Origin of the sequence: Myxococcus xanthus (assembly GCF_006402735.1) — a bacterium.
Taxonomy (GTDB): domain Bacteria; phylum Myxococcota; class Myxococcia; order Myxococcales; family Myxococcaceae; genus Myxococcus; species Myxococcus xanthus_A.
The window spans coordinates 6031589-6057346 of the sequence record NZ_CP017174.1; the positions used below are offsets into that span (position 1 = coordinate 6031589).

General features: G+C 64.9%; 25 protein-coding genes. 4 read left to right on the forward strand and 21 right to left on the reverse strand.

The features are described 5' to 3' along the window. Nucleotides 1–35 precede the first annotated feature (35 nt). Nucleotides 36–1142, reverse strand: coding sequence for a saccharopine dehydrogenase family protein (locus tag BHS09_RS24475; RefSeq protein ID WP_140799241.1), 1107 nt, complete (start codon nt 1140–1142; stop codon nt 36–38). 69 nt (nt 1143–1211) lie between these two features. On the opposite strand from BHS09_RS24475, the gene BHS09_RS24480 reads away from it, so the two are divergent. After that, nucleotides 1212–2126 (forward strand): LysR family transcriptional regulator, encoded by a 915-nt coding sequence (locus BHS09_RS24480; RefSeq protein WP_237079799.1) that lies wholly within the window; start codon nt 1212–1214, stop codon nt 2124–2126. A 70-nt stretch (nt 2127–2196) separates the two neighbouring features. Beyond that, a complete protein-coding gene (locus tag BHS09_RS24485) occupies nt 2197–4152 on the forward strand; it encodes a RecQ family ATP-dependent DNA helicase (RefSeq protein WP_237079800.1) in 1956 nt (651 codons plus the stop codon). Nucleotides 4153–4158: 6 nt separating this feature from the next. Here BHS09_RS24485 and BHS09_RS24490 read toward each other — a convergent pair whose 3' ends face one another. The 6 genes from BHS09_RS24490 to BHS09_RS24515 form a co-directional block, all read right to left on the reverse strand. Continuing rightward, on the reverse strand, nt 4159–5115 hold the full coding sequence (locus tag BHS09_RS24490) for a pirin family protein (protein WP_140799245.1): 957 nt from the start codon (nt 5113–5115) through the stop codon (nt 4159–4161). A 264-nt stretch (nt 5116–5379) separates the two neighbouring features. Further along, on the reverse strand, nt 5380–6594 hold the full coding sequence (locus BHS09_RS24495) for a serine/threonine protein kinase (protein WP_140799247.1): 1215 nt from the start codon (nt 6592–6594) through the stop codon (nt 5380–5382). 92 nt (nt 6595–6686) lie between these two features. After that, the gene (locus BHS09_RS24500; protein WP_140799249.1) at nt 6687–8477 is read right to left on the reverse strand and encodes a serine/threonine protein kinase; all 1791 of its coding nucleotides are present in this window, start codon (nt 8475–8477) and stop codon (nt 6687–6689) included. Continuing rightward, complete coding sequence (locus BHS09_RS24505) at nt 8474–9337, reverse strand: DUF2381 family protein (RefSeq protein ID WP_140799251.1); 864 nt, start codon at nt 9335–9337, stop codon at nt 8474–8476. The genes BHS09_RS24500 and BHS09_RS24505 overlap by 4 nt, the downstream gene beginning before the upstream one ends. 190 nt (nt 9338–9527) lie before the next feature. Further along, on the reverse strand, nt 9528–10103 hold the full coding sequence (locus tag BHS09_RS24510) for an imm11 family protein (protein WP_140799253.1): 576 nt from the start codon (nt 10101–10103) through the stop codon (nt 9528–9530). Between the two features lie 3 nt (nt 10104–10106). After that, nucleotides 10107–11435: an AHH domain-containing protein gene (locus BHS09_RS24515; protein ID WP_140799255.1), complete on the reverse strand. Its 1329-nt coding sequence runs from the start codon at nt 11433–11435 to the stop codon at nt 10107–10109. A gap of 597 nt (nt 11436–12032) precedes the next feature. Between BHS09_RS24515 and BHS09_RS24520 the strand changes: the two genes are divergently transcribed. Next, nucleotides 12033–12311, forward strand: coding sequence for a hypothetical protein (locus tag BHS09_RS24520; protein ID WP_140799257.1), 279 nt, complete (start codon nt 12033–12035; stop codon nt 12309–12311). Between the two features lie 722 nt (nt 12312–13033). On the opposite strand, the gene BHS09_RS24530 is transcribed toward BHS09_RS24520, so the two are convergent. Genes BHS09_RS24530 through BHS09_RS24545 form a run of 4 tightly spaced genes read right to left on the reverse strand, consistent with a single transcriptional unit; the run spans nt 13034 to nt 14615 of the window. Further along, nucleotides 13034–13336, reverse strand: a complete 303-nt coding sequence (locus BHS09_RS24530) for a hypothetical protein (protein ID WP_140799258.1) — start codon at nt 13334–13336, stop codon at nt 13034–13036. Next, entirely contained in the window at nt 13333–13785 is a 453-nt protein-coding gene (locus BHS09_RS24535) for a hypothetical protein (protein WP_140799260.1), read from the reverse strand. Before BHS09_RS24535 ends, BHS09_RS24530 begins: the two co-directional genes overlap by 4 nt. 12 nt (nt 13786–13797) lie before the next feature. Next, complete coding sequence (locus BHS09_RS24540; protein ID WP_140800753.1) at nt 13798–14331, reverse strand: M15 family metallopeptidase; 534 nt, start codon at nt 14329–14331, stop codon at nt 13798–13800. Beyond that, a complete protein-coding gene (locus BHS09_RS24545; RefSeq protein WP_140799261.1) occupies nt 14331–14615 on the reverse strand; it encodes a hypothetical protein in 285 nt (94 codons plus the stop codon). Before BHS09_RS24545 ends, BHS09_RS24540 begins: the two co-directional genes overlap by 1 nt. Before the next feature lie 486 nt (nt 14616–15101). Between BHS09_RS24545 and BHS09_RS24550 the strand changes: the two genes are divergently transcribed. After that, nucleotides 15102–15707: a bacteriocin fulvocin C-related protein gene (locus BHS09_RS24550; RefSeq protein ID WP_140799264.1), complete on the forward strand. Its 606-nt coding sequence runs from the start codon at nt 15102–15104 to the stop codon at nt 15705–15707. Between the two features lie 115 nt (nt 15708–15822). Here BHS09_RS24550 and BHS09_RS24555 read toward each other — a convergent pair whose 3' ends face one another. The 10 genes from BHS09_RS24555 to BHS09_RS24600 form a co-directional block, all read right to left on the reverse strand. Further along, nucleotides 15823–19050, reverse strand: coding sequence for a hypothetical protein (locus BHS09_RS24555; RefSeq protein ID WP_237079801.1), 3228 nt, complete (start codon nt 19048–19050; stop codon nt 15823–15825). A gap of 15 nt (nt 19051–19065) precedes the next feature. Next, nucleotides 19066–19827: a hypothetical protein gene (locus BHS09_RS24560; protein ID WP_140799267.1), complete on the reverse strand. Its 762-nt coding sequence runs from the start codon at nt 19825–19827 to the stop codon at nt 19066–19068. Nucleotide 19828: 1 nt separating this feature from the next. Continuing rightward, nucleotides 19829–22207, reverse strand: coding sequence for a phage tail family protein (locus tag BHS09_RS24565; RefSeq protein ID WP_174260582.1), 2379 nt, complete (start codon nt 22205–22207; stop codon nt 19829–19831). A 221-nt stretch (nt 22208–22428) separates the two neighbouring features. Further along, the gene (locus BHS09_RS24570) at nt 22429–22782 is read right to left on the reverse strand and encodes a phage tail protein (protein ID WP_140793746.1); all 354 of its coding nucleotides are present in this window, start codon (nt 22780–22782) and stop codon (nt 22429–22431) included. 31 nt (nt 22783–22813) lie between these two features. Further along, nucleotides 22814–23470 (reverse strand): hypothetical protein, encoded by a 657-nt coding sequence (locus tag BHS09_RS24575; RefSeq protein WP_140799269.1) that lies wholly within the window; start codon nt 23468–23470, stop codon nt 22814–22816. After that, nucleotides 23470–23895 (reverse strand): phage tail tube protein, encoded by a 426-nt coding sequence (locus BHS09_RS24580; RefSeq protein WP_140799271.1) that lies wholly within the window; start codon nt 23893–23895, stop codon nt 23470–23472. Before BHS09_RS24580 ends, BHS09_RS24575 begins: the two co-directional genes overlap by 1 nt. Before the next feature lie 11 nt (nt 23896–23906). Then, on the reverse strand, nt 23907–24323 hold the full coding sequence (locus tag BHS09_RS24585; protein WP_140799273.1) for a hypothetical protein: 417 nt from the start codon (nt 24321–24323) through the stop codon (nt 23907–23909). A 36-nt stretch (nt 24324–24359) separates the two neighbouring features. Next, nucleotides 24360–24779 (reverse strand): minor capsid protein, encoded by a 420-nt coding sequence (locus BHS09_RS24590; RefSeq protein WP_140799275.1) that lies wholly within the window; start codon nt 24777–24779, stop codon nt 24360–24362. After that, nucleotides 24779–25102, reverse strand: coding sequence for a hypothetical protein (locus BHS09_RS24595; protein ID WP_140793824.1), 324 nt, complete (start codon nt 25100–25102; stop codon nt 24779–24781). The genes BHS09_RS24590 and BHS09_RS24595 overlap by 1 nt, the downstream gene beginning before the upstream one ends. Further along, nucleotides 25102–25758: a hypothetical protein gene (locus BHS09_RS24600; RefSeq protein ID WP_140799276.1), complete on the reverse strand. Its 657-nt coding sequence runs from the start codon at nt 25756–25758 to the stop codon at nt 25102–25104. The genes BHS09_RS24595 and BHS09_RS24600 overlap by 1 nt, the downstream gene beginning before the upstream one ends.

A 25758-nucleotide genomic window follows, 5' to 3' on the forward strand; every position in this document is an offset into this window, starting at 1 on the left:
GAGCCGGCGATACCGCATGAGTGATGGTGGCCAATTCAGCGGCGCGACTCGTCGTGAGCCACATACCGCGCGTCCGGAACGGCGGCGGCGATTCGTCGCAGGAAGGGCTCCCATTCCACGAACTGCTCCAGGTGAAGAACGCCGCGGCCAGGACCGTGACCGGCGAGCAACTCGCGAGCCACCTCCGCCGCGACCCGCCCCGTCAGCATTGCCTCACGCCGGCCTTGCAATGTCGCGACCCGCGTCGCGGGCATGCCCGCGGAGTGTCCCCTCGCCTTCGCCAGAACCGAACACACATCCGAGCCCGCGTGGAGCCGCAGGGCCAGCCAGGTCGCGGCGCGTCGAAGCGGCGGCCATCGCAACAGCTGGCCCATCCCCAGCCGGACGGCGAGCGCGGCCAGACTGCTCAACCCAGGCGGGTCGAAGCACAGCCATGTCGACACGGTGGGGACGGACAACGTGCGTGCAACGGTTCGCTGGTCCGGGAAGTTGAACCGCCACGCACGGCGGGGCCTCGCTTCTCCAGGGAAGTGGACCCAGGTGGCCTCGCGGAATCCGTGGACACGGTGGAGTTGTCCTTGGAGGTAGACGTCAAATGGCGCGGAGAGGTTCTCCAGCGTCCATTCGATGGCCGCAGCGCCGTGGGTGTCGCCACCCCCCAGCAACACGAAGAGGTCCAGTTGCTCCACGGTGTCGAGCTGAGACGCCGTCCTCGCGGCCAGAACCTGCGTGAGCCCCGGAGCCACACCCACGCTGAGCACAGCGGTGCTCCCCGCCTGGGCCGCGACGGGTGCCAGTCGCTCGAAGGCGGACAAGGACGCCTCCGACGCAGTCACGTCCACGTAGTCGATGCCTGAACGCAGGCAGTACTCGACGAACGACGATGCCTGTTGGTCCAGGCACATCACCACGAGCGCGACACCGTGCAGGTGCGCCACGGCATCGGACGCGGTGACGTCGAGCGCCCGAGCCCGTGTCCCCTCCCCTGTGCGCCGCGCGAGCGACTCCGCCTTGGCGCTGCTGCGGCCAGCCACCACCACGCGGCCCGGGAACACGGGAGCCAGGATGCGAACGACCTCCTGCCCCACCTGCCCATAGCCGCCCACCACGAGGATGTCCCCGGTGCGTCCCACAGCGTCCATCTTCGAACCTCTCCGTCACGCGTCCGGAAGGGTTCTGCCGCCAGTTCCCGTGGAATGCGACCGAGGTCCGTGAACATCATCTGTGCGGACCGCGCATCAATGCCCTCGCTCTCGAACATCGAAGCCTTCGTTCGCGCCGCCGAGCACGGTGACTTCACCCGTGCGGCACGGAAGCTCCAGCTCACCGCTTCGGCCGTGAGCCGGCGCATTGCCCGCCTGGAGGAGGAACTGGGCGTCGTGCTCTTCCAGCGGACGACCCGCGCCATGCAGCTCACCGAGGACGGCCGAGCGTTCTACGCCCGCTGCCAGCGAATCCTCGGAGAACTGGAGGACGCGAAGGAGTCGCTCTCCCGCTCCCGGCACAGGCCCGTGGGCGTGCTCCGAGTGGACGCGCCACAAGTCATCGGCCAGCTGGTGCTCATGCCGGCGCTGCCTCGCTTCCTCACGGTGCACCCTGGCGTCGAGCTGCGCCTGACACTCCGGGACGAGGTCGTGGACCCCATCACCGAAGGCGCCGACGTGCTCCTGCGACTTGGAACCCTGGAGGACTCGCGACTGGTGGCCCGAAAGCTGGGAACCACACGGCTGCTCGCCTGCGCCGCCCCCGCGTACCTGAGGCGCCACGGCCGACCAGAGACAGTGGCGGACCTGAGCCGGCACAACTGCCTGGGCTTTCTCCGAGAGAGTGCGCCTGCATCCTGGCTGCTGCACGACGGGAGCACCCCGGTGAGCGCCGTTCCCCGAGGCGCGTTCCACACTAACCACGGTGCCACCTTGCGCGACGCGGCCGTGCTGGGCCTGGGCATCGCGCAGCTCTTCGACTTCATGGTGGCCCGCGAGCTGGAATCCGGAGCGCTCGTGCCCGTTCTGGAAGAACAGGCGGGTGCTCCCCGCCCCATCCATGCTTTGTATCCGCGCGGCAAGCATCTTCCCTCGCGGGTTCGCGCCTTCTTGGACTTCGTGGCCACGCTCTTCCCCCGGTGAGCTGGTGCGAGTCGCTGAACAGGGCCCACGGGGGCATGGGTTGCCGGAGTTCACGTTCAGGAGGAGCTTCATGCACAGGGCAGATGGCGCACGGCGCAGTTCACTCGACACTGTGCTGCGCGAGCGGTTCGGACTGACGGACTTCCGCCCCGGCCAGAGAGAGGTCCTCGAGGCCCTGCTCGGTTCGAACGCCGCGGCGCTCGCGGTGTTCCCCACGGGTGGCGGCAAGTCGCTCTGCTATCAGCTTCCGGCGCTGCTGCTGGAGGGCATCACGGTGGTGGTATCACCCCTGATTGCGCTGATGAAGGACCAGATTGACGCCCTGGCCCGGCAGGGCATTCGTGCCGCACGACTGGACGCCTCGCTGTCGGTGGACGACTCACGCGAAGTCACGCAGGCGCTGCGCGATGGTTCACTCAAGCTGTTGTACGTGGCGCCCGAGCGCTTCAACAACGAGCGCTTCACCGCCCTGCTCCGAGAGCTGCGCATTTCCCTGTTCGCGGTGGATGAGGCGCACTGTGTCTCGGAATGGGGCCACAACTTCCGGCCGGACTATCTGAAGCTGGCGAAGGCCGCGCGGGAGCTGTCGGCCGAGCGCATCCTCGCGCTCACCGCCACGGCGACACCCTCTGTCGTGCGGGACATCTGCCAGGGCTTCGGCATCCCCGAGGAGAACGCGGTCGTCACGGGCTTCTACCGGAAGAACCTCTCGCTGGAGACCACCCCGGTGCACTCCGAGGGCCGCGACGCACTCCTCCAGGAACGGCTCAGTTCCCGAGCGCTCGGCCCCACCATCGTCTACGTCACGCAGCAGAAGACCGCCGAACGTGTGGCCGCGTTCCTCTCCGCCGAAGGTCTCCCCGCCAGCACCTACCACGCGGGCCTGGAACCCGAGGTCCGTGAGCGGGTGCAGGAGGAATGGATGGCCTCCTCGAACGGCATCGTCGTGGCCACCATCGCGTTCGGGATGGGCATCGACAAGGCGGATGTGCGAGCCGTGTATCACTACAACTTGCCCAAGGGCCTGGAGAGCTACAGCCAGGAAATCGGCCGGGCCGGGCGCGATGGAGCGCCGTCGGTGGTGGAGCTCTTCGCGTGCCCGGACGACGTCTCCAGCCTGGAGAATTTCGCGCTCGGAGACACGCCCACGCGGGAAGCGATTCAAAGCCTGGTGACGGAGTTGCTCGGCCTGGGACCCGAGCTGAGCGTCGACATGTTCGCCCTGTCCAGCCGGCATGATGTGCGGCCGCTCGTGCTGCGCACGGCGCTGACGTACCTGGAGCTCGAAGGCGTGTTGAGGCAGGGCACGCCGTACTACGTGGGCTACAAGGTGCAGCCGCTCGTGTCGCTCGACGCGCTCGTGGGGCGCTTCCAGGCAGAACGGGCGCAGTTCCTGCGCGACGTGTTTGCTCGGGCGAAGAAAGGGCGCACCTGGTACTCGCTCGACCCGGCTGAGGTGGCGAGTTCGCTACGACAGCCCCGCGAGCGAGTGGTCCGGGCCATCGAATATCTCGAGGAACAAGGGCTCGTGTTGCTCCAGGTCTCCGAACCACGTCAGCGATTCACGCGGCTGCGGCCCCAGGAGGACGCCGCGGCGCTCACTGAGCTCCTCCATCAGCGCTTCCAGCAGCGCGAAGCCCAGGAGGTCACGCGTGTCCGGGACGTGCTGAAACTCGTCACCCACGCGGGGTGCCAGAACAATGCGTTGGTCGCCCACTTCGGCGAGCGGCGGGAACAGCCATGTGGACACTGCACATTCTGCCGGACCGGGGAGGCCCAGGTGCTTCCCGCGGTGCGCCGGAAGCCAGCACTGCCCGCGGGCCTCGACGTGGGGGGCTTCCGAGCCCTGGCCGCGAAGCATCCCGAGGCGCTCGGGCACCCGAGGCAGGCCGCGAGGTTCCTCTGTGGACTGAGCAGCCCCGCCCTCACGCGGGCGAAGCTCGGCGGCCACAAGTTGTTCGGCGCGCTGGAGGGATGGCCCTTCGCGGAGGTGCTGGACTTCTGTGGCCGGCCAGCCGTGGATTGACGGCCCTCACCCCTGGTCGAGCACACCCGCGCGATAGTCCTTGAAGGCCTGGTGGATCTCCTCGCGGGTGTTCATGACGAACGGGCCGTACTGGACAATGGGCTCACGGAGGGGGCGTGCGGCGGCGATGAGCAACTCGCTCCGGCGATTCCTCGCACGCACGCGAAGCCGGCTCCCCGGGCCGAGCAATGCGAGCGAGCCCTCGCGCACCGGCTTCGACGTGTCTTCGGGTCCCACGTCCACCTCGCCCTCGGACACGAAGGCGAAGGCGGTGTGGTCCGACGGTGTGTCGAGCTCGAAAGGACGGTCGTCCTCAAGCGCCAGGGTCAACAAGAGCGGCTGCGTGGGGCGCTCACGCACGGGGCCCTGGAGTCCGTTCATGTGGCCCGCGATGACACGCGCGCGGCTCCCCGAGGGCGACAGACGCTCCTCCGCGAGCTGCTCGGGCGTGTGGTCCTGGTAGGCCGGCGGGCACATCTTCTCCTTCGCGGGGAGGTTGAGCCAGAGCTGGAAGCCGGACATCAACCCTTGCACCTGCTCCGGCATCTCCGAGTGGATGAGGCCACGGCCCGCCGTCATCCACTGCGAGCCACCTCCAGCGATGAGCCCACTGTTGCCACGGCTGTCCCGGTGGCGCATCCGCCCGTCGAGCATGACGGTGACCGTCTCGAAACCCCGGTGGGGATGATTCGGGAAGCCGTTGATGTAGGCCCCGGGGTCATCGGAGTGGAACCGGTCGAGCATGAGGAACGGGTCGAGGTTCCTCAGCGCGGGCTGCCCGATGACCCGCATCAAGCGAACCCCGGCCCCATCCGTCGCGGGGATGCCTTCGAGCGTCTGCACCACGTTGCGCTGCGACTTCAGGATGACCGCGGGGGCATCCGAGCGCCGACACCCGACGGCCGAGGCAGCCATGAGCAGGCCTGACTGAAGGAGAAATCGGCGGCGGGAGCTGGCGTTCATGAGGACCTTGCCGGAAACCGGGTGTGCGCCCCCTGAGCCTCCTCCGGCAGCCGCCCGGAGTCCATGCACGAGCCGGGGATCGAACTCGCGCCGGGCGTTGCGAAACTCCCAGCAGAATCGCGCCCTTACTTCGCAACCACCCGGAATGACTCAGCTTCGACTTCCCGTCTCGTGCCCTGCTGTCCCACCCTGTACCGGCCGATTCCGCAGCCTCATGCGACATACGTGCAACATGGAAATGGCCCAAATGCCGCCCCCAGTCGGTCACGCCGTCGTCACATCATCCGACTTGCGCTTGCCGCGACCTCGAGGCGGCGTGAGCCCCATCGCATCCAGCGCCTCTTCTGCCTGAGCTGCACGTGCCCTGAGTTCCGCAGCGGCATCAGTCTTCGTGAAGGTGCCCCCAATCCAGGCAGCCAGGTCTGCGGCCAGCTCACCGGCAGACTGGTAGCGCTCGCGGGGGGAGACCCGAAGAAGCCGGTTCAGCGTTACGCGAAGCCCCTGGGGAAGCCCCTCCGTCATCGCGTCCACGTCAGCATCCGCCAGCGTCGCGGCACGCCAAATCGCGTCCTCGACCATGGATGACGCCCCGGCCAGCGTGGCCCGCTTGATTGCCTGAACGACTCGCCGACGCCGCTTCACGGACAATGAACCCATGACCTCGGGCGTGATGGCATCCGGGCAGAAGAGCAGATTCTTCCCCGTCGCCATTTCGAGCAGCACCACCCCCAACATGAAGAGGTCCGAGCGCGCGTCGACGGGCCCGCCAAGCAGCATCTCAGGCGACGAATAGAAGTAATCCCCTCGCGGGCTGCGAACAGAGGAAGCCACGCGTCCCAGCAAGTTGGACAGCGCGAGACCGAAGTCGCCGAGCCGAACCGTCCCGTCCCAGTCCATGAAGATGTGCGCGACGTCGATGGCTCGGTGAACGATGTTCAACGGGCGTCCGCTGGCATCCTTCGCCGTGTGCGCGTGCTCAAGAGCTGCCGCCACCTGCGAGCCTACGAACATCACGAAGAGGGGCGAGAACCATCGACGGCACTCGACCACGAGCGTCAGCAGTTCGTTCAGCGAATTCCCGGATGGATGCTCGGCGCTGACGTACCAGTAGCCCTCAACCTTATGGAGCCCATGGACCTTGAGGATCGCAGGATGAGAAAGAGAGGCGGCAAGACGAACCTGCTCATCCAGCTTTGCTCGCGCCCGCCGAACCCGCCCCCCTTCCTTCTCCGATGGCGCAGGAACCGCCTTGAGCAGCACCTTTCCACGAGGCTCCCCCGACGCGGTTCGCAGCCGAGCCACGAAGAGAGACATCCCATGGTGCGTCGGCCCCAAGTCCTCGCGGAACTCATAGCCGACGCCATCCGCCGAGAAGAGGATCGCCCCTGGCGGGATCTTGAACTCGATTGCTTTCGACATGCCGTTTCCCCTCGTGCGGAGACTCGCGACCAACGCGGCAAAGGAAGCTACCTGCCGCATCCAGCCGAGGGAACGCCTTCACAGGTCATGAGGACAAAACGGCTTGGTCGGCCCAATTTCGGCCTCCTACCTATTACGTCCTTTCGGGGCTCTCATGGCCAGCGGTCCACGACGTAGCCGCCTCCAGTGTTGACCGCATTCACTCGGCCATCTTCGTAGCCATCGGCAGGCTTCTCGACCACGAAGCAGACGGGGCGTTCGTCCTGTCCCGGCAGCTTCACACGGTCGTAGCGGATGACTAGCGCAGGCCCCTCCGAGCGCCCCATGCGGTCAGAGAGGAAATACGCCTTCCCGTAGAAGCGTGTTCCGGGTGGGGCTACAGCTCTTTGACGCGAATCCACGCCTTTGGGAACGACCCCCACCACATCCTCCCCTGCGGTGAACCAAACTTGGTCGAACGGGCCCCGGCGACTATCGAGGGTAACGCGGAACGACTGGTTGATCTCCCAGCGCAGATCCTCCCGCATCGCCTCTTCCGCACCGGCCGGGCAGGTGAACGACTCAGGCCGAATCTGAGCCCCGGGGCACCCCGCCGCGAGCGCCGCGACGAGCGTCATCGTCGCGCAGTCGGCAACAACGGCGGCTTTCGTCCTCCCGCCCGGCGGGCGTCCTTGGGTCGGGGCCTTGGGTGACGGAGTCGTCTTCACGGTTGAACCTTCCTTCGGAGCGGCAATCTCAGGGCCCGTCAGCAGCACAGGCGGGGGGCTAGGAGGTGACATAGCAGGGGCGGCCGATACGAGCGGCGCGGAATGTGGGGAACTGGGAGGTGGTGGAGCACTAGCAACCTGCGGATCTCGTGGCTGCGGCGGTTCCCCCCGGCTGAGCCAGAAGCCCCCGGCCACGACAAGCGCGATGAGGGCCGCGAGGCCCCCCAGGAGTCCATGCCATCCCCGGACGGCATGCGTAGGCGCCCTAGGAAGGCTTGAGTTCGCAACTGCGGGCATCTGCTGTTCCGATGGTCCCCCCTGCCGCTGTTCGGATGGTGGATGCACTGGGGACAGGTACTCCGCGCTCGAATAGGCCAGGAGTTCGCCCAGTTCGCGACGTAGCGCCTCGGTATCGACGGGGCGCTTTGCAGGCTCCCGCGACAGGATGCTCGCCACGAGGTCGTTTAACGCTTCCGGCACGCGTCCGTTCAACGCACGCGCGGGTGGGGGCAATATGACCGTACTGTTGAGCGAAAAGCGCGCTTGAATCTCGGTCGGGCGGGGGTCTGTCAGCAGTTCATAGAGCATCGCTCCGACCGCGAAGATCTCGTCCGCGACACGAAAGGCGTACTTCGCGCGGTGCTCGGCCTTGTGCTCCCGGAGCCATTTGAATTGCTCAGGCGCGCGAAAACGGTCCGTGCCCGGGGGCAAGCCAGCATCCGTAAGCTCTTCGGCCAATGAGTAGTTCGCACAGCTAAAGTCGATGATGATTGGCTCTCCATCGCTCTTTCGAATTAGAACGTTGGACAGCTTTAAATCCCGATGCAGGACACCGCGACTGTGCATGTATGACAGTGCGGAGCAGAGCTTATCAAAGACCTGCAAGACCTCCTGCACCGTGGGGTGTTTCCGCTCCGCCCACTCCGCTAGCGTCCAGCCATCGATGTACTCAAGCGCGAGATAGACGTTCCCATGCTCGGAGTACCCATACCCACGGTGCTTGACAATGTTCGGATGTTCCAGGAGCAGAAGCGCCGAAAGCTCCCGGAGCGTCCTTGCATGAGTTTGCTTGTCGTCCCCGCTTGAATCCCGGTGACGCGCCAACTTGAGCGCACTTCTGCGGCCGTGTTTCTCAACGAGGAAAACGACAGCGAAACCACCGTTCCCAAGCTCCCTGATGACACGCCAACCATCAACGGACATTCCAGCACGCGGGAATATCGAAATCACGTTCATGGGGTCGCCCCAAAGGCTGCCTTCGGAAAGCGCACATTGGGAATTTTGAGCGTTCGACCATCTCCGACCAACTCTAAAGAGTAAACTGGGCTTGCACTCAACTGCGCTGATTCAGCCACTACCAGTATCTGTCGATTCTCCCCCGGCTGAATCGCCCCGGTATCGACTGACACAATTCGGGCACGAAGAGGCAAACCAACTCGTCCAGTCAACATTGCATCTCTCGGCTCCCAGGGTGCCTGTCCGACATGATTGACCACCATTGCATCAACCAGCACCCAGCCCTTCCCCCGATAGGCTATCGCCGACTGCACGAGAAAGCCTCGCCCTGCGTCTTTATAATCCTTGATTGGCGTAGCCGAGACGCCTTCCTTATCGACAAGTCCCAGCAGCACGAAGTCTTCGGGTCTGGGTGCTCGCGGTTGGTCAACGGGGCATGCCGCACCTGCTAACTCAGGACGCTGAACGTTGATTTGAATGTCCACTTCGGCAGGGTCTGTCACCAGCAGGAAGGCAGCTCGCGCGGGCGCCCGACCATCCGCGAAGAAGACCCCAACTTCGTAGCGCTCGCCTTCGGCAAGGTCGGCCACCGGCTGAACGATGACCGACCGCTCCCCGGCGTCTAGAACGCGAATCCGCGACTCGTCGAAGGTAAGGGTCTTCCGGTTGATAGGAGCCGGGAACAGGAAGAGCGTCGGCGTGCCGTGCTCCACCCGGACGACAGGAAGTGAATCGGCAGGGCCGTTTGCAACGGACACCGCGCGGTCCCGCTTCGCGCGTTCCGCTTGTGCCGCCATGGCTGGCGTCGCAGCCCCCCACGCGAGAACGAGCGCAAGGGCCAATCTGACCGGTTGGATCAAAGGCGCATGACCTCCCAGTGCCAGAAGCTACCACCAGGAAGCCGCGCGCAGGGGGGCCATCTACCGCACCCCGCTACCGGCAGAGGCGGGTGCCCCTTGCGCTCAACGGAACGCCCCTCGCGCAAAGCAGCTCGCCCCGGCGCCGCGCACCGTTGCGCCGGGGCGAGGTCAGGGCCTGCGGTGGGGCGGTTCAGACCTCCTCGAACTTGCCGCCGAAGATGCCGTTCGCTTCGAGGGCATCCTTGATTTCCTCGTCGACAATGATCGGCAAGTGCCATCCCCAGGTCCGGAACACACGCGCATCCCCCACCTTTGACTTGTCGATCCTCAATCCAATAACGGAGCGGTACTCACCTGCCCTGTGTGCATGCAGCTCTTCGTCGGCAGTAAAGAACTGGACCTCCCGGCATGCAGCATCATCAATGCAACGAATCGTTCGCGTCGCATTGAGCAGAAAATAGGCGTTGGACTCACCGTCAACGTCGACGGGGAATAGCTGAACGTCATCGGGGGCCAGTTCACGGAACACCGACGCGACTCGCTCACTGACAATCGGAGTTCCACCCGCTCCCGCGAACTCGATATCGAGCGGCTCCCCGGGCCTGAAGATCGGAATCCGCAACCTCTCGCGAAGCTCGATAGGCCGTCCTTCGGTGAACCTCCAAATGTCGTCGACCTCATTTCCCGCTGAGTCGGCCGGGTCTGAGAGGTACCAACGACCCTTCACATACACATCAACCCCTAAGTCAAAGAAGCGTCGTTCCACGGCCTATTCCTTGGAGCCTTTTGTAATCAGCGCCCGCATCTCCGACCCCTTACTTACGAGTTCCTGCGCAATCTTGGCAAGCTCGCCCGTCAGTGCAGCCCGGCACTGTTCAACACATCTGCACGACCTCATAACGGAGCTAATCCGACGCAGGACCACTCCGTGATACTCGGCGGGGTGAGGCCCCTTATGCCCCCGGATTCGAACCAGGTTAGAAGGATCGCTCAACTTCATTCCCGCCCTGTTAAAGAGCTTCTCGAACTCTGGCGTCCACGGCCCACCATTTGCGTCCGAGACGGAGTTCTTATCCGTGCAGATGTGATGAACGTTGCCGTCGGGGTCGCCCTGAATCCGCCCTCCGACTCCCACGGCAGGGGCAGCCCCAACGCCTTCGCCTGCGCCCATCGCGACCGCGGCGACCGCTGTCGGTGCGAGCGTCACGTTCAGCACCCCAGCCGACGAAATCGAGATCGCCTGAACCTCCCCGGCCAGTGCGGCCGATAGCTGGAAGCCCCCTTCAAGCTGCGCCCGGGAAGCCGCCTGCGCGAAGCCCGGCATCTTCGGTCCCTGCGACGCCATCGCGCGCTTCCCGCCCAGGGCCGACAGCGCCACGATCACCAGAACGCGGGCTCCATTGTCCCCCAGCACCTTCCCGAAGCGATGCCCTGCCCTCTCCAAGTCCGCGAACCCAACCGCGTCCCGAGACTCATCGAGCAGGCGTAGGAACCCCTGCCCGAGATTCCACACCGGCCCCGTCCCAAGATAGGCAATCAGCGAGGCCGTCAGTGCAATCGCGATGACTTTCGTAATGGGCTCAGGCGCGACCAGCATCACGAGCGCCACCCCAATCATGCTTGTCACCATCGCCCGAAGCGCGGCGGGGTTCACCATGTCGCGAATCGCGTCCTCGACGCCCTCCCACACTGTGTCGAGCGCGAAGTAGAGCGCCAGCATTCGCCGTTCCGACGGCCCCAGCGAAAACCCACCGGCCAGCATACTTAGGCAGCTATGGGGCTCGTCCTGCCGCTGGCAGATGCGCTCGTATGCCGAGGGGGCCGACCTGCCTTGCGCGCCGTCAACGAAGCCCTCGGACGATGCGAGCAACGAGCGGCGACCGTCCTCCTCAACCTCCCCGAAGGCGACGTCGAGCCTCATGTCGAGCACGAGCTGCGCGACAGCACGCTTGAACTCGTCTTTTCCTATCTCGACAGGGTCGGATTCAACTGGCGTGAAGGCGATTGGCTCTCCGCGCCCAGTGTTCAGATGCACGACACGAGTCGACGCGCACCCGCTCGCAAGCAGCAACAGTGCAGCAATTCCTAAAGCTCTCATGTAGCCCCCGGGTCAGCCGCAGCACATCGGCAAGCAAGGGGCCATATACCAGCCAAGTCTGACAACCTACATCGTCCCAGGAGACTAATCCGACTCCATGACGCTCGAACAAGCATGGGAGGATGCAAGCGCAGATGATGCGGGAAAATGGAGCAAGCCCCTCCCGCTTAGCTCCGGACTGACGTGTCAACTCCGCAGCGCCGATTCTCTGACGTGTCAAGATTTCGCGGCCACCGGGCTCACCATTTTTCGGAGGGCCACTTTCTGGCAGTTTACGGCACGGGGGCATCTGGCACTGCTCTTGCTCATCCACAAACTACCACGCCGCTGACGTGGCTCGCGCCATTCAAAAGGATGAGATGGATAATTAGCCACTGCGGACCTGGTCCGTCGACCAAACAGACAGCACGAGCGACACACATTAGCAGGGATTCGTACTCCATTGTAGGGACACGACCTCACGCAATGGGTGTCTCCGAGATAGGTTCTAGTTCATAGAGCAGGCGTGACATCCACCTAGCTTCGCAGCATGAACTGTCGTGGAGCGCACGATGCGACGCTTTACAAGCGCGCATCATCACCGAAAGGAAATCACACATGACTATTCAGAAATCCCTTGCCAACGGCGATCAATACGGCTTCGGGACAAAGAACGGAGTATCAACGACACTCTTCGCAGAAAACCAGTCGAGCTATACCGTGACGGGCTCAATCACCTGGTCCGGCGAAATCACAAATTTCAGCATTCCACCAAAGAAACAGATCACCCTATTCAGAGCCGCGCGCGGGAACGGCGAACCCGTCTTCGCCAAGAACACGGTACCTAAAACCGAGCCCTTGGCAATCATCAAGTTCACTTTCACACAGGGTGGGTAACGCGCTGGCTGCGCGCAGGGGCTAGACTCCTGACATGAAAACCATGTCCAGCGAGAATCTGACTCCCACGCAGTAGCTCTTCGCGGCAATCAATGGTCATTAAATCACCCAGATCATCGGCTCCGTGGCCCGTCTGCGGAGCGCAGACCTGCTTGAGACAGTGACTCACTAGCGGCCGCGCTCGGCGTCCACCCAGGCAACTTGTTCCGGCTGATGCGCGGCGGCATCACCGTCGGACTCTTCGAGATCGCCGCTGAGCGGCCCTTTGCCCTGACACCGATGGGTGAAGGGCCGCACTTGGTCAAATCAACTCCGCCGGCTTCGCGCCCGCGACGAATGCAGGGACGATGTCCACTTCGGCTTCATCGTCCTCGGCTGCGGCATCATGCGCCTGCGTCGCAGCTGTCCTGACATTTGTTAGAGACTGTTAGCGCGTCGCTCATCACACCCGGTAGACCGCAGAGGTCTATTACACCGTCGCCCCTAACGCGCGACAGAACCGCCTAACATGGGAGCCCGACAAACAATGGGCCAATGGAGACCGGCCAAGACCGCAACGGGCGACCGCTAGGCCGCCCCTCAGTGGGTGTCGGGCACTTCGGCGGACCTACTTTACCATTCACTGTCGCTTCTGTATGAAGGCGGCCGGGCGGCTGCGGTGAGTACATAGTTCACGGCGTCGCGAGGTCCCAGACCAACCGCGCCGATTCCGCAGCCGCCCACTATCGGTTCGCGAGCCTCGCAACGGCGAACCCGGCCCCAAGCCCGCCAAGCAGGGCCACGACGGCGACCGTAAAGGACACGTCCCCGGCCTGCTGGCGCAACGATTCGTTCTCGGCGCGCAGCCGCTCAATCTCCGCTGCGGTTCGAATGCAGCGGCTCTCCGACAGCCAGCAGCCGCCCTCAACCTCGACGGCGGCCGAACCTCCATCCGGGAAAAGCTGAGCGCGCTCGACGCTGATGACGTCCGAGCCCGACGCGGGATGCGCGAGCAGCACGGCCAGCACGAGCGCGCCGAGCTTCACTTGCCGCCCCGGGAGTCGAGTTGCTCCAGCACAGCAATCGCCGCAGCCTTCTCCGCAACCTGCCCAGCGGCAAGCGCCCCCGCCAGCTCAGCGCGGGCAATGGCGGCGCCCCCGAACAGAATCCGCTTGATGATGGTGAAGCCACCAGCAGCCGTCAGGGCAACTTGCAGCGCCGTCAGCATCAGCGCCAGGGAGAATGGCGCCCCAGCAGCGAGCGCGTTCGCTACCGCTCCAGCGAGGGAGACGCCAAGCACGAGGACCGCGCCGCCCCTGTCGGTATTAAAGAACGGGATGAACCCGCCACCGAACTTCCGCAGCAGGTAGACGAGCACCACCACCACCAGGGCGGCGAGCAGCGCGTAGTTCCGGCTCGTCACGGCATCAAGAAGAAGGCGCGCGAACTCCTCGAACTGCTCGGGGTTCGGCCCGACTACACCAGCGTCAACCATGTTGCCTCCGGGTTAGAAGCCCAGCCGCTCCAGTTCGGCCGCGAGCTTCGGGTTTGCTGCACGCCACTTCGGCGACAGGCGCTCGGCATCGAGGCGAGCCCACACGTCGGCGAGGGAGCTTTGTTGGACCAGGGTCCGAAGCGGCGTGAGCTGAAGCGCGCTCACGTAGCCCGGCCACTGCAGATGGGGGGAGTCGCCAAACCTACCGCCCCAGACGAGGCCCGCCTTCGCGGATTCCTCACCCAGCACGCGGTAAGCCGCCTCGCGCCAATCCGGCTGAACGCCAGGTCGCGGGCTCCAGTCGCAGACGAAGTCGAAGGCGAGTCCGTAGTTGTGGGCGGACAAGCCTGCGGGCGATGCCTTGCCGCCCTTCCCCGCCAAGTACAGCCGACGCAGCTCAGCCTGTTCCGTCAGGTCCCGGAAGCCATGCGTCGCGACGTAGCGAACGCCCCTGGCCACACAACGCGCGATGACCTCAAGGGAGACCACGACGAACGGCGGATAGACGCGGTCAAGGGTGACCCGCTCGAAGTTCGCATGGGTCATCACGAGCCCCGCCCGCCCGACTGGGACATGCGAAGCAGTTCCAGTTCGACAACCTGCTGAACCTGAGCCGGAAGCCCTCGGACGAACTCGTCGCGCCATCGACGCAGCGCGCCCAGTTCCACGGCTACGGCATTGATGCGCTCGTCCTGCCGCGCCACCTTCTCAACGAGGGCGCGAATCTCCCCGACCAGGGACTTCGCGGCCCAGGTGAGGACGCCGACGCCCGCCGTTCCAAGCAGGGAGCCGACTACGAGCTGAACGGACTGGGTCTCTTCTGCGGTCACAGTGCCACCGGGGCGAAAGGGTGCTCCCGGTAAATGCGTGTGATTTCTGGAAATGGCTCACGCAACATTCGCCCAATGGATGAGGCAACAGGCAATGCAGCAGCAAGCATTTAGCGTCTTCGGGATGCAATCCATTTCTCCTGTCCGCTGGCTATTGCTAGCTGCGTCGACAGGCGAGCCATCCGGCGCTCCAGCAAGACAGGAATTATTCAAACACAACATCCCCACCCGAGACCTCCTCGACACCAACACTCCATAACAACCCAAAACAAAGCGATTAGAGACATGCCTCTGGCCGCAAATCCCGATCACAACCTCTCACACTTCAATAAACATGGACCCTTTGTCCATAAGCCCACCCTCCAACCGTCTAGAAAAAGCCAATTCAAATCATCCAAGACACCGATCCGCACCCACGAAGAACTGGCAGTCAATCCAAATGATATACGTCGAATCGTGCGGAATAGGCCGCACTAGCACTGGAGGATGCTCTTGAAAATTAAGATTGCAATGCTTCTGAGTCCCATGATTATTGGGGCTTTCATTGTGGGATTCCCTACCACCGCGGCAGCGGGGGATGACTGCACAGAGACTCAGGCGCAGATCCAGGCGTGGATCGAGGAAAATGAAGGCATTCTTCCGACCACGCTGGAGGAAGTGAGTCGTCACCCGATGGCATACCGCAGGGCCATTCTGGTGGCGCTGCCCGCCGAGCAGAAAGCCGCGCTCTGGAAGGAACACACCCGCCAATACATGGCAAGCCACCCGCAGATGAGCGCAAAGCAGGTCGCGGTACTTGAGATGGTGCTGGCAACGATCAGTCCTCAGTTCTACACCGAGGGCGTTACCCCCGAGGTCCGACGAGTGCAGGCCGCAGTCAAGGCTGCCTTCAGTCCGGAGGAGGCCCGTCTCATCGTGGCCACGCTGGGGCCGCCAGAGACACCTGCCGCCGAGGCTTCACTGGCACCGTTATGCGAGTGCAGTCGAGTGGATCAGTGGTGCGGGAGCTTCAGGTGCAGGGCATATTCATGCAGGCAGCAAAGCGGGTGCGGATGGTGGGGGGGAGAACGTTGTGACGGACTCTGTGGTTGACCAGGCCTGCTCCAATCCCTGAGTGTGGTGCAAACCCTCGGATTGGCGGTTGGGTTCTCGCTAGTTCCGAAGAACCCAGCCGCGCGAGTCTCATGCTTCTGAATATGTCCATCTTCTACTCTCGGGGTTTGAGGTTGTGTGTGAGTAGTCCCTGCACAACGTAAGTCCTCGCGAAGCGAACCGTGATCTTCATCACGTCGCCGAAGTCCCTTGTCTCGACACGCGCCACCCGTCCCGGAGCGACGCCATCAATCGTCTCCCCGGGGCGAAGCGCGTCGGTGCGAATCCAGCCGCGCTCAAACGTCCGCCAGCGATGGTCCGGTGTCACGACGACGGCGCGCCCATCCGTCATGGTGAGCGTGCAACGCGCTGCCTGATGCCTGCTGACGTGCGTCACCTCGAAGATGCCGCCATCTCTCTCGTGCTCGTGCATGGTGAGCACCCGCATCCCAGGCCGGAGCATCTCGGCAGGCACTTCCGAACCATCGGCGAGCAACACCGGCTCCCATGGCGCGACACAGGTTCCGTGCGTGCCCCCACCACCTCCACCGCCGCCAGTCGGCGTTGATGCGGGCCCCGTCGCGCTTCGCACCATGTTGACGTTGTAGCTGCTCGGCGGGAAGAACCACCGCTCGGCGCTGTAGCCGCTCGCGTTGTGGAGCCGTACCTTCAGGTAAAGCAGCTTGTTTGAAAGCGAGTCCCGCAGCCGGTTGAACCTGTCGCCATACATGAAGGTGAAGCCCGCGCTCGTCGCGTTGCTGGCGTCACCGTCTACAGCGCCGTTCTGATACTTGCGGTCAGCCAGCGGCACCGACGTCCCATAAAGCCACTGGGGCGCGTTGCTGTCGCTATACGCCCAATAGAAACCCACCTCCATGAAGCGCAGCGCATCGAGGTTGTCGCTCACCGACTGGGGCTGGATGACGGCATGGTAGTGCGCCCAGGTGAAGTTCGCCGCGCCACCAGCCGCCCCGGCAATCGCGTAGCCCTCAAGCACCTGGATGTTGAGCCGGTCGATGTTCGGCACGCCCTCGTTGTTGCCTCGGTAGTAGATGCGGCTTCCCGTGTCGGCGAGGGCCTGGACCGAACGGAAGAAGCCGTCGCTCAGGTAGTAGCGCCCCACCTGGACGTTGTTCGAGGCCACCTTGAGCGTCGTTCCAACGTTGTCGAGCTTCGCCCCGGCCGTAGGGATACCGCTGCCGTCCTCGGCGTAGTTGGACGTCTTGAGGGTGTTCGCCGCGAGCAAGTCGAAAGTGACCATCTTCCGCATGGAGACGGCATCGAAGTAGAGCCGCTTGCCCACGTCCGCCGCCGCCACCTGGGTTTCCCAGAAGAGCTGAACCCCCGTGCAACCGGCCGGGCATGTGCCCTTCACGGTGACGCGCCGATACGTCGTCCCGAGCTGCCCCAGAAAGACGCTCGTGCTCTGGCCCGCGTAGACACCGCTCCCGTCCTCCCACAGTAAATGAAGGCTTCCCATGCCCCCTACGGTGGCCGAGGACGCCTTGACGTAGACCTCGGCAAAGAACTCGTCTCCAGGGGAGCACTTGAGCCGCCCGCCTGGAACCTCCGAGCCATAGCCGCCCGTCCAGCTCAGCCCCGGCCACGCCCCCGCGTTCGTCAGCTCCACCCGGCGCACCCACCGCCCCACCCGGGCATTGACAGGGTCCTCGACGAGCCTGTCGCCGTCGGGCGACTTCCCCACCGCACGGATGCCCGCTTCGTTGTAACCGTTCGGAATGAGGTTGTCGGTGGGCGGGTACAGCAGGTGCTGGAAGCCGACCGCGGCATCGCTCAGCGACGCGCCCTCGAGCTGCTTCGGCGTGACGACGAGCTGAGGTGACGCGTCCCCGCGATTGCCGAAGCGGTCCCGAGGAACGACGCGCACGAAGTAGGTCATCCCCGGCATCAGGTCGGACACACCGAATGCCGTCGTGTCGAATGTTCCTCGCAGAGTGGAGCTGCTCGGCATGAAGCCGTTGGACGTCGAGACGTGAAGTTCGTACCCAGCTGCAGCCGGGCCGCTCGAAGCCGGGGTGAGGGACAACGAGAAGCCGTTCACCACCGCCGTCACGTTGATGCGGAGAGGAACGAGCGGCGGGGATGAGTGCGCGGGCTCGCCCAGGCCGGGGCGCGTGTCCATCTCCAGCCACATGGAGATTCCGAAGGAGGGCTTCCCGCGCGTTGTAAGCGTTGTGCGTGCGTCTCCCTCCGACGAGAAGACGTGGCGAAACCCAGTGACCGCCAGGTTCTGCGCGTCCGAGTAGTGAACGCCATTGGGGAGGAACCGGTAGAGGTCGCCCAGCTCCACCGGCAGGAAGAAGTCGAGATCGATTTCCTGGTCGGCGAGCGGCTCGCACAAATCGGACAGGGCCGCTTCCGCCATCCTCTGCGCTTCAACCTCGCGGTCGATGTTGCTCGAAGCGTCCTCGGCAATCTGCATGTACCGCACGCCGTAAGAGGCCTGACTCGCGGCGTCCTCAACGACGACACTCTTCGTCTTTGCGTGCCCCGCGACGTCCAAGTCGCCCGCGTCCGCGAAGACGACCTCCACCCTGTTGCGGACGTCCGTCCTGCTGACGGCGAGCTTCGCGACGTCGCGGTAGTCGTCCGGGCCGAAGGTCCAAGCGAGCGCCGGATTCGTCCGGGTGGGCTCGCTGAACGTCAGGGCGAATGTCCCGCTCGACTCGCGCCAGCGATAGCGCGCCTCCCAGCCAATCTGTTGAGCCAGGTCGCGAACGGCATCAAGAACGCTCGCCTTCTTCTGCGCGTACTGACGGAGCCTCCACCCGGAGGACACCGGGGCATGGAGCACCACGCCCGTCCCGTTGTCCGTCAGAATGGCCTGCATCACCGATTCGACGGCAACGCCCTGCGCGTCGTCACCATAGGCGCGCTCAACTTCAATGAACGTGTCCTGGAGCCGACCGCCCAAGTCACGCCCACGGAAGACGAGCTGCTCACCTGCGAAGTCGACTTCGTCGATGTCGCCGTGAAAAAGCGTATGCCACTCGCTCTCACTGGGCGACACGCCTACGGGCGAAACCGCAGCCTCGACGGTGAACTCTCTTCCCGGCCGGATGAGCTGCCCGTTTGCGGCATTCAGCTTCGAGTCGGCCCGGAGCGGGGCCACGCTGAAGAGTTCAATCTGCCGCTTGAGCGTCACCGTCGCGGCCGAAACGGGCTGGTCAACGTCCTCGTCCACTTCGACGGCGTCGAGAAAATCGCGGCCCTCAAGCTGGCTCAAATTCCGCCACGTCCCCGCGTCGTCGAGAACCTTCACCCGAGCATGGGAAGCGTGCCCGGCCGGGCTCGTGAGCGCCGCCAATCCCTGAGACGACATGCTGCGCATGGCTTCCTAAACCTCTCGCAAGGTGAATTCGAGCCGCTCGCCGATGACGCGCGCCCCTTGGTGGATGAATTCGACGAACTCGCCGTCCCGCACTTCGCCAAGCACCTTCGTCTCACCGACGCAGAAGGCCCCGCCCGCCGTCAGGTACGGCAACGAGCTCCAGGCGCGAGCCGAGTGCCACAAGGCCACTTCCGGAACCCATGAGTCCGGCGCCATGAACGGCAGGCCGACGACGTCGTCGAAGCGCCGCAGGTTGAGCGCCCCGGTCAAAGACAGGGAGCCACTGGAGACGCTCAGCCCGCCCGCGCTCGCCGCAGCCGTCCCCTGCATCCAGCGCGCCCCATCGCTCCGGTTGATGACCTGGAGCCAGACTCCCCCCACCGCGTCGAAAAGGTGGTGCAGCGTCGTCCAGCGGGGCCCGAGCTGCATCGCCCAGGAGCAAGACACGCCCAGGGGCAGTTCGAAGCCGCCACCGAAGCGCGCGCCTTGAAAGAGGCTCCCCGTCGTAATCGATGAGGCAAGCCCCCGACTCGTGAAGGTGTCGCCGTCGAACGCGAGTGCATGGCCGTCCCCGGCAATCAGTCCACGAAAGGCCAACGCCTCGACGGACGACAGTGGCCCCGTCTTGAACTCCCACTCTTGGCGCGTCGCGCGGCGCCCAAGCCGGTAGACGCCGCTGAATGAGCGTGAGTCGACGCCGATGCTCACCTGCCTACGCCGTCCCTCGACAACGGGCACGGTGATGCCATTCAAGCTCAGGAAGGGCATTTCAATACCTCCCATTCAGCCACTCGCCATTGCCGCGACGTCGGCCCGCTTCGCGCTTCATTTCGATATAAACTTGTCGTGCTGTCTCGGCGGGGTCATGCGCGGCCTGAATCACAATCTGCCCAACGCTGACGTTGCCGCCACTCACCGGGACAGCAGGGCTCGACGTGACGGGTGATGCACCATGCGGCCTCTGCGGCTGGCCAGAAACCGGGTCCTGTGCGTTGAACCTCGCGAGCGCCACCTTGAAGCCGGAGGGAACGTTGCTGAGCGCCTCGGTTGCCTTCTTCGTGGCGTTGGCGTTCTCCCACTGAGCGACAGCGGCGGCAGAGTTCGCGGCGGCTGACTCGTAAGTCGTATCGCGCAGCGTGTTCAGCGCGCCGTCGACCTGGTCCATCGGGACTTTCATGCTGTCGAGTCCCCGTGCCATCTTCTCGAAGGCGCCACCGACAACCGGAATCTTGCTGAGCGCGCGGAAGACACCGGCAATGAAACCGACGATGGCGTTCCACACCGTCCCGACGCCTTTGACGACGTAGAGAATCCCCATCGCCACGATTCGCACGACGGCGAAGAACGCCTTCATGATGGGGCCCGCGAGCAACGCCAGAGGCTGCGTCAGCGCGACGAGAATCTGACCCAACACGCTGATGAGCGGGGCGAGTCCCTGGAAGAGCGTGCCGAGCACCTCCAGCACCGGGGCAATCGCCTGGAGCGGCGCGAGCAGCATTTCGAGCACCGGAACGATGGCGTCGAGCAGCGGCGCCACCATGTTGAAGGCGGACGCGAGGAGCGGCAGCACGGGGGCCAGCACGCGGCCGATGGCATCGGCAACGAACTGGATGAAGCCCGCCGTCATCTGAATCAACGTGGCGAACGTCGAGCTTTGCGCGAGCAACTCCGCGACAACGGCGATGACGCCGCCCCACACGCCGCCCACCAGCATCCCTTGCTCGAAGCGCTCGAACAGCTCGTAGAGCCCGCCCAGGGCCTGCGTGAAGCGGCTCGTGAGGGAGCGCTTCGCTTCGTCGACGGCCCTGGCCAGCGCGTCCGCGAGTTCCTTCGCCTTCTTCCGGGCGACCTGTTCGATGACTGCCGCGACGTTGCCGACGCTCGTCAGGAACTCCTTCGCGTTGAAGTTCCCAATCTGGACGCGGCCCGCTTCGATTTCCGGCCCAGCGGATGGCGTGCGCAGCTTGCCCTTCGGCCCGCCGAGCATGTCGTCGAAGACGCCGCCGAACTTCTCACGGAGGAATGCCGCAGCGTCACCGCCGAGCAGCTTCACGCCATCAAAGGCGTAGCCCGCGCCAAAGGAGACGTCCGCCCAAACGGAAGCGAAGCCGTCCTTCAACTTGCCGAGTGCGCCGTCGGCGAAGCCCTTCAGCCCGCCGAGCAGCGCGTCGCCGTTCAGGTCCTTCAACCCTTCGAGCGAGGCCGCGACGCCGTCGAGGTTGAGCGCGCGGGCCAGCGGCGCCGCCATGCGTGCCAGGTTGCGCACCACGAAGGCGAACGTTTCGAGCTGCCCGCGTGCCCACGTCCCGACAATGGCCCCAAGCCCCGTGAAGAGTTCCCGGAAGAAGGCCACCGCGCGACCCGCAACTTCGGTGACGCCCCGCCAAGCCGACACGAACATATCGCGCATGCCGGTGCTCGCGTCGTTCCACGCCTTGTAAAGCGTGCCCGCGAGCATCACGACGCCTGCAACGGCGAGCGCGACAGCGGCCAGAGGCGCCGCCACCACGAGGATGCGCGCGGCGGCATTGCGGAAGGCCGCAGCAAAGCCCGCGTCGACCTGCTCAGCCCCCTTCGCGACTTTCTTCAGGTTGCCTTCAACAACGGGCGTCTCCCCACGCACGAAGCCGGAGAAGCGCACGACGGCCTTTCCCGCGCCGTCCAGCGCAGGGACGACAACCGTACCCACAATTTCGGCAGTGCTCTTAACGACGCCAGCGGCAGTCCCCAGCGCGCCACCCGCGAGCGCCGCCGCAGTCCCCCATACCAGCATGGTTCCGACGGACTGCTTCACCGACGGCTCTAGCCGCTGGAACCAGCCGAGCGCGTGTTCGAGGACTTCGGAGAGTCTCTCAATGTGAGGAAGAATTGCTTCGCCGACTTCCGCGAAGACGTTGGTGAAGATGAGCTTGATTCTGTCGAGCCGCTCGGTGACGCCGCTATCGAACTCAGCCACGGCGGCAAGCGCGCCATACAGTCCCACGCTGAAAAGCCCGCCGATTGCGCCAATCTTCTTCCCGAGCTTCTCGACTTTGTCAGCCGTCTGAGCGACGTCCGCGACAACGCGCCGCATGGACTTGGAGAACTCGCCAACGGCGGCCGTGACGACGACATACAAGTCGCCAACTTTCAAACCGCCGCCAGCCATGACGAATCACCTCTTTCGCAAACGTCGAACGGACTGCTGGCCCGACGGCGACACGCCTGGGGCCTGTTGGTTGGAAGAGCGCCTTTCGAGTTCGTCAGCCTCTCTTCGCGCATAGGCGACGAGCCCGACGACATCCTCGTAAGGCATTTCACGGACTGCGTCGGGCGGCAGTTTCAGGAGAGAGGCAACCCCGTAGAGCAGGCTCGCTTCGGGGTCGCTGTCTATTTTCCCCGCATCTTCTCTTCGCTGACGTTGAAGACGTCCGTCAGGTCCGTCGCGAGGTCTTCAAGCCACGACTCGTCGAGCAGCTCGTCGATGTCGTTGACGGAGAACATCGGGCGGCCCGTCTCCGCGTCGTGAAGCACGCAGACAGCGATGCGCCCCAGCATGCGCGCCCCGGCCCGGTCTCCCGTCGGCTCGTTCTTCTCCGTCATCTCGCCAGCCTCGCGGGCCTGCTCAATCAGCCGCAGCCGGTCGCCCATCGTCGGCTTGATGATGTTCACCTTGACGCCGTCCACCTCCACCGATTTCAGGACGCGACGATTCTTCGCAAGCAGCTTGTGCTTGTTCGACATGGACTCTCCTTTGGGTGTGAAACGAGACAGCTCATGGCGAGCCGTAGCCCCAGGCGAAAGCGGCGCCGTCTTCGGACTGGAAGGCGAAGCCGAGGAACTTCATGGTGTGCTCGTACAGGGCCCCGGGCGTCAGCTTGTGAGACAGCTCAGGCACCTTCACCCATGCGCGGAAGACTTGAGCCCCGGATGCCTTGCCAACTTCGATGAGCAGCGGAGTCCCTTCGGCCAGTGCTTCAACCTCGAGCTCAGTAAGGGCCAGCCCCGTCAGCTCCCCCGAAAAGTCCCGGAGCGACACCGAACGCCGCTTGTAGGCGTCCCCCATGACTTGCAGCTCGACGACGTCGTTCGTCACCGTGAGGGAGATGGAGCGCACCAGGGCGAGCGGATGAACGGGCAACGCGTAGCCCGAGACGCGCACGAGGGCCGACGGGCCGGGAGCGCTGGCGAGGTGAACGTCGCCGAAGAGCGGGTCGACGTAGGCGTCGACAGGTGTCCAGGCGTCGGCGTCCCCACTGGGGGAAACCTCGACGAACACAGGCGTCCCCGGATTGAGGCGGCGAAGCTCGGGGTCCGCGATTCGAAACTCAGTCCCCGTGGAGTCGGGCGCGGGCACGGCTTCGGCTTCGAGGAACTCGGCAGGCTCTCCCGCGATAGACAGCGAGCCGACATGCGCAGCGATGGCGGCCATCAGACGGCCACCGGGGCGCCATTGCCCAAGAGCTTGCAAGTGAACTCCACGACACCACCCGGGGTCAGCTTCTCGTCGTAGCTGTTGACGACCATGGGAATTCGCTTGCCCTTGGAGCCGGCCGATGCGCTGGGGTCGAAGATGAACGTCACGTAGACGGTGCTCCCGTCATCGCGCGCGTCACGCAGCACGGACTGCGGCGCGGCGCCTTCCATGAAGTGTCCCGACAGGTCCGCGCTGGTGTCCTTCAGCGTCTGGACGCGGGACTTGTAGCCCGAGCCGCCGAGGTAATTCGTCTCGACGAAGTCGCCCGTCTCGCTAAGAGACGCATCCGTCAGGCCGTCGACGCGGTCAGCGGCCTGCGTGGCATTCGCGTCTGAGCGCACCGAAACACTGTCGAGGTGAGCAGCAACAGGGGTCGCCATTGGTAGTTTCCCTACCGACTCGGAAAGAGTCGCGAAAGCGTGGCAAGAATCTGGGCGGCAACCGTTTTGCGGAACTTCGCGCGCCCCCGTCGGGCGGGCTTGCGCAGGAAGTGGACCGGCGTGGCGAAACGCTGCTCGCCCCAGTGAAACCCTTCGTGGATGGCGCCCGCTGCGTCGTGGGCATACCCAGCCGTCGCGCTGACGCTCGCCTTCGCGTCGTTCAGCTCCGGGCCGTCGACAAACACGGACGTGCTCAGCGGCGGCTTGCCGTCCGTGTCCCGAGCGCCCACGGGAACCAGGGCGCGACTCGCCTGAAGCACCGTCGACGCGTGTTCGCGAGTCAAAGGCGCCAGGTCGGCGAGTACGGGCCGCTCCACCTTCCGCAGCTTGTCGAGCAGCCTGAAATCAAGAGCAACTTTGAGTGCCATTGCCCCCGGTAAATGCGTGCGCTTTCTCGCCGTGGCTCACGCGCCCAGGTCGATGAAGGAGGCATCCACGGTGAAGGTCCACCAATGCCGGTCGCTCCCGTCGGTGCCGACGTAGTTGGGGCTGCCTTCGTCCACCTCAATCAGCACGTAGCCCGGGGCATTCACGAGATGCAGCACGTCGAGGGCTGCGAGCGCGAGCGCCTGTCCCTCCCGGAAGCTCTCACGCGCCGAGCGCACGCGGACCTGACTGGTAACGGTTCGGTACGTCTTGCGGCCCCCGCCGATGAAGCTCTGCGGCGGCTCCCCTCCGGTTTGCAACACGAAGCACGCGACGTCCGGCACCGTGGCGTCGTCGTCTTCGAGCGTCGGGCCGAGAAACAGGTTGGCCCCGGCGCTCAGCCCGAGGCCCCCAGAGGCGAGAATCGTCGCGAGGTCGGCAGCCGTGTCGCGGGCCATTAGAGCCAAACCTTCCGGTAGCGCAGGACGCCCGCCCCGTCGACGTGCTCGTCAAGGGCGGCAGGGCGGCGGGCGTGGTTGAAGTCGGTGATGTCGTCACCCTTGAACCAAAGTCGGTGGCGCAGGGTGACGGGTGCTTCGGTGTAGACGACGAAGGACGCGACGAACTCGGCGCCGTTGGCGTCGCGAATCAGCTTTCGACTCGGTTGGATGCGCGCGGGAGCTTCATGGATTGGCCCCAACAGAGGCGTCCCCCACGCGTCCCGGCCGACGACTTCGGCGTAGCTCACCCGCTGGCGGAAGAGAGAAGCGGGCCCGCTCATCAACTCGCCCTCCACAGGACATGAGGCGCGACGAGCAGTTCGGCGCGGGGGCTCGCAAGCCGCTGGCCTGCACTCCGCTCCCGGTAGCTCACGGACCAATCCCCGAGACTCTCGCTGGACACGTCGGAGTCACGCCCCCGGCCCCGGTAGAGCGCGCAGGCTTCGAGGATGGCGGCCTCTTCGACTTCGGCGGGCAGGGTAACGGGCCCCTGGGAGGCGTCGAGGGCCACTTGCCCCGGCGTCACGTAGCCGCCCGTGTACGTCACGGCCAGCGCATCGGGGCGCCCCTGCCGCATTTCGACTGTCAGAGTGACGAGCCCGCCAACGCGCGCCGTCACCGGCCAGAGGCCAGCGAGGCGGTAGAGAAGGCCCCCCGCCGCAAGGTCCCCGGCAAGGGTGTAGGCCGTGGCGTCGAGCAGCTCGCCCCCGTCCATCACCTGGAGGACTTCGACGAGCGGCGGGCGACTCAGGAGGACGTAGGGGCGGCCGTAGCTGTCCGGGTACTCCGTCACCGTGGCCCGCTCGAAGGCCCGGCCGCACAGCCTCGCGATTGCACTGCTGGCGGCAGTGACGCAGCGCTCGACGTGCGAGTCGGAGGGCACGCCCAGGTCGGCGGCCACGGTAGCGGCAAGGCAGAGGTCAGTCGGGCGGGCCAT

Excerpts from the sequence above, each read along its gene's own strand:
- BHS09_RS24535 (WP_140799260.1), bottom strand. The coding sequence starts at position 13,785 with ATGGTTGACGCTGGTGTAGTCGGGCCGAACCCCGAGCAGTTCGAGGAG.
- BHS09_RS24580 (WP_140799271.1), bottom strand. The coding sequence starts at position 23,895 with ATGGCGACCCCTGTTGCTGCTCACCTCGACAGTGTTTCGGTGCGCTCA.
- BHS09_RS24555 (WP_237079801.1), bottom strand. The coding sequence starts at position 19,050 with ATGTCGTCTCAGGGATTGGCGGCGCTCACGAGCCCGGCCGGGCACGCT.
- BHS09_RS24595 (WP_140793824.1), bottom strand. The coding sequence starts at position 25,102 with ATGAGCGGGCCCGCTTCTCTCTTCCGCCAGCGGGTGAGCTACGCCGAA.
- BHS09_RS24500 (WP_140799249.1), bottom strand. The coding sequence starts at position 8,477 with ATGAACGTGATTTCGATATTCCCGCGTGCTGGAATGTCCGTTGATGGT.
- BHS09_RS24560 (WP_140799267.1), bottom strand. The coding sequence starts at position 19,827 with ATGCCCTTCCTGAGCTTGAATGGCATCACCGTGCCCGTTGTCGAGGGA.
- BHS09_RS24570 (WP_140793746.1), bottom strand. The coding sequence starts at position 22,782 with ATGTCGAACAAGCACAAGCTGCTTGCGAAGAATCGTCGCGTCCTGAAA.
- BHS09_RS24485 (WP_237079800.1), top strand. The coding sequence starts at position 2,197 with ATGCACAGGGCAGATGGCGCACGGCGCAGTTCACTCGACACTGTGCTG.
- BHS09_RS24540 (WP_140800753.1), bottom strand. The coding sequence starts at position 14,331 with ATGACCCATGCGAACTTCGAGCGGGTCACCCTTGACCGCGTCTATCCG.
- BHS09_RS24490 (WP_140799245.1), bottom strand. The coding sequence starts at position 5,115 with ATGAACGCCAGCTCCCGCCGCCGATTTCTCCTTCAGTCAGGCCTGCTC.
- BHS09_RS24565 (WP_174260582.1), bottom strand. The coding sequence starts at position 22,207 with ATGGCTGGCGGCGGTTTGAAAGTTGGCGACTTGTATGTCGTCGTCACG.
- BHS09_RS24515 (WP_140799255.1), bottom strand. The coding sequence starts at position 11,435 with ATGAGAGCTTTAGGAATTGCTGCACTGTTGCTGCTTGCGAGCGGGTGC.
- BHS09_RS24495 (WP_140799247.1), bottom strand. The coding sequence starts at position 6,594 with ATGCGGCAGGTAGCTTCCTTTGCCGCGTTGGTCGCGAGTCTCCGCACG.
- BHS09_RS24590 (WP_140799275.1), bottom strand. The coding sequence starts at position 24,779 with ATGGCCCGCGACACGGCTGCCGACCTCGCGACGATTCTCGCCTCTGGG.
- BHS09_RS24600 (WP_140799276.1), bottom strand. The coding sequence starts at position 25,758 with ATGGCCCGCCCGACTGACCTCTGCCTTGCCGCTACCGTGGCCGCCGAC.
- BHS09_RS24575 (WP_140799269.1), bottom strand. The coding sequence starts at position 23,470 with ATGGCCGCCATCGCTGCGCATGTCGGCTCGCTGTCTATCGCGGGAGAG.
- BHS09_RS24520 (WP_140799257.1), top strand. The coding sequence starts at position 12,033 with ATGACTATTCAGAAATCCCTTGCCAACGGCGATCAATACGGCTTCGGG.
- BHS09_RS24475 (WP_140799241.1), bottom strand. The coding sequence starts at position 1,142 with ATGGACGCTGTGGGACGCACCGGGGACATCCTCGTGGTGGGCGGCTAT.
- BHS09_RS24585 (WP_140799273.1), bottom strand. The coding sequence starts at position 24,323 with ATGGCACTCAAAGTTGCTCTTGATTTCAGGCTGCTCGACAAGCTGCGG.
- BHS09_RS24550 (WP_140799264.1), top strand. The coding sequence starts at position 15,102 with ATGCTCTTGAAAATTAAGATTGCAATGCTTCTGAGTCCCATGATTATT.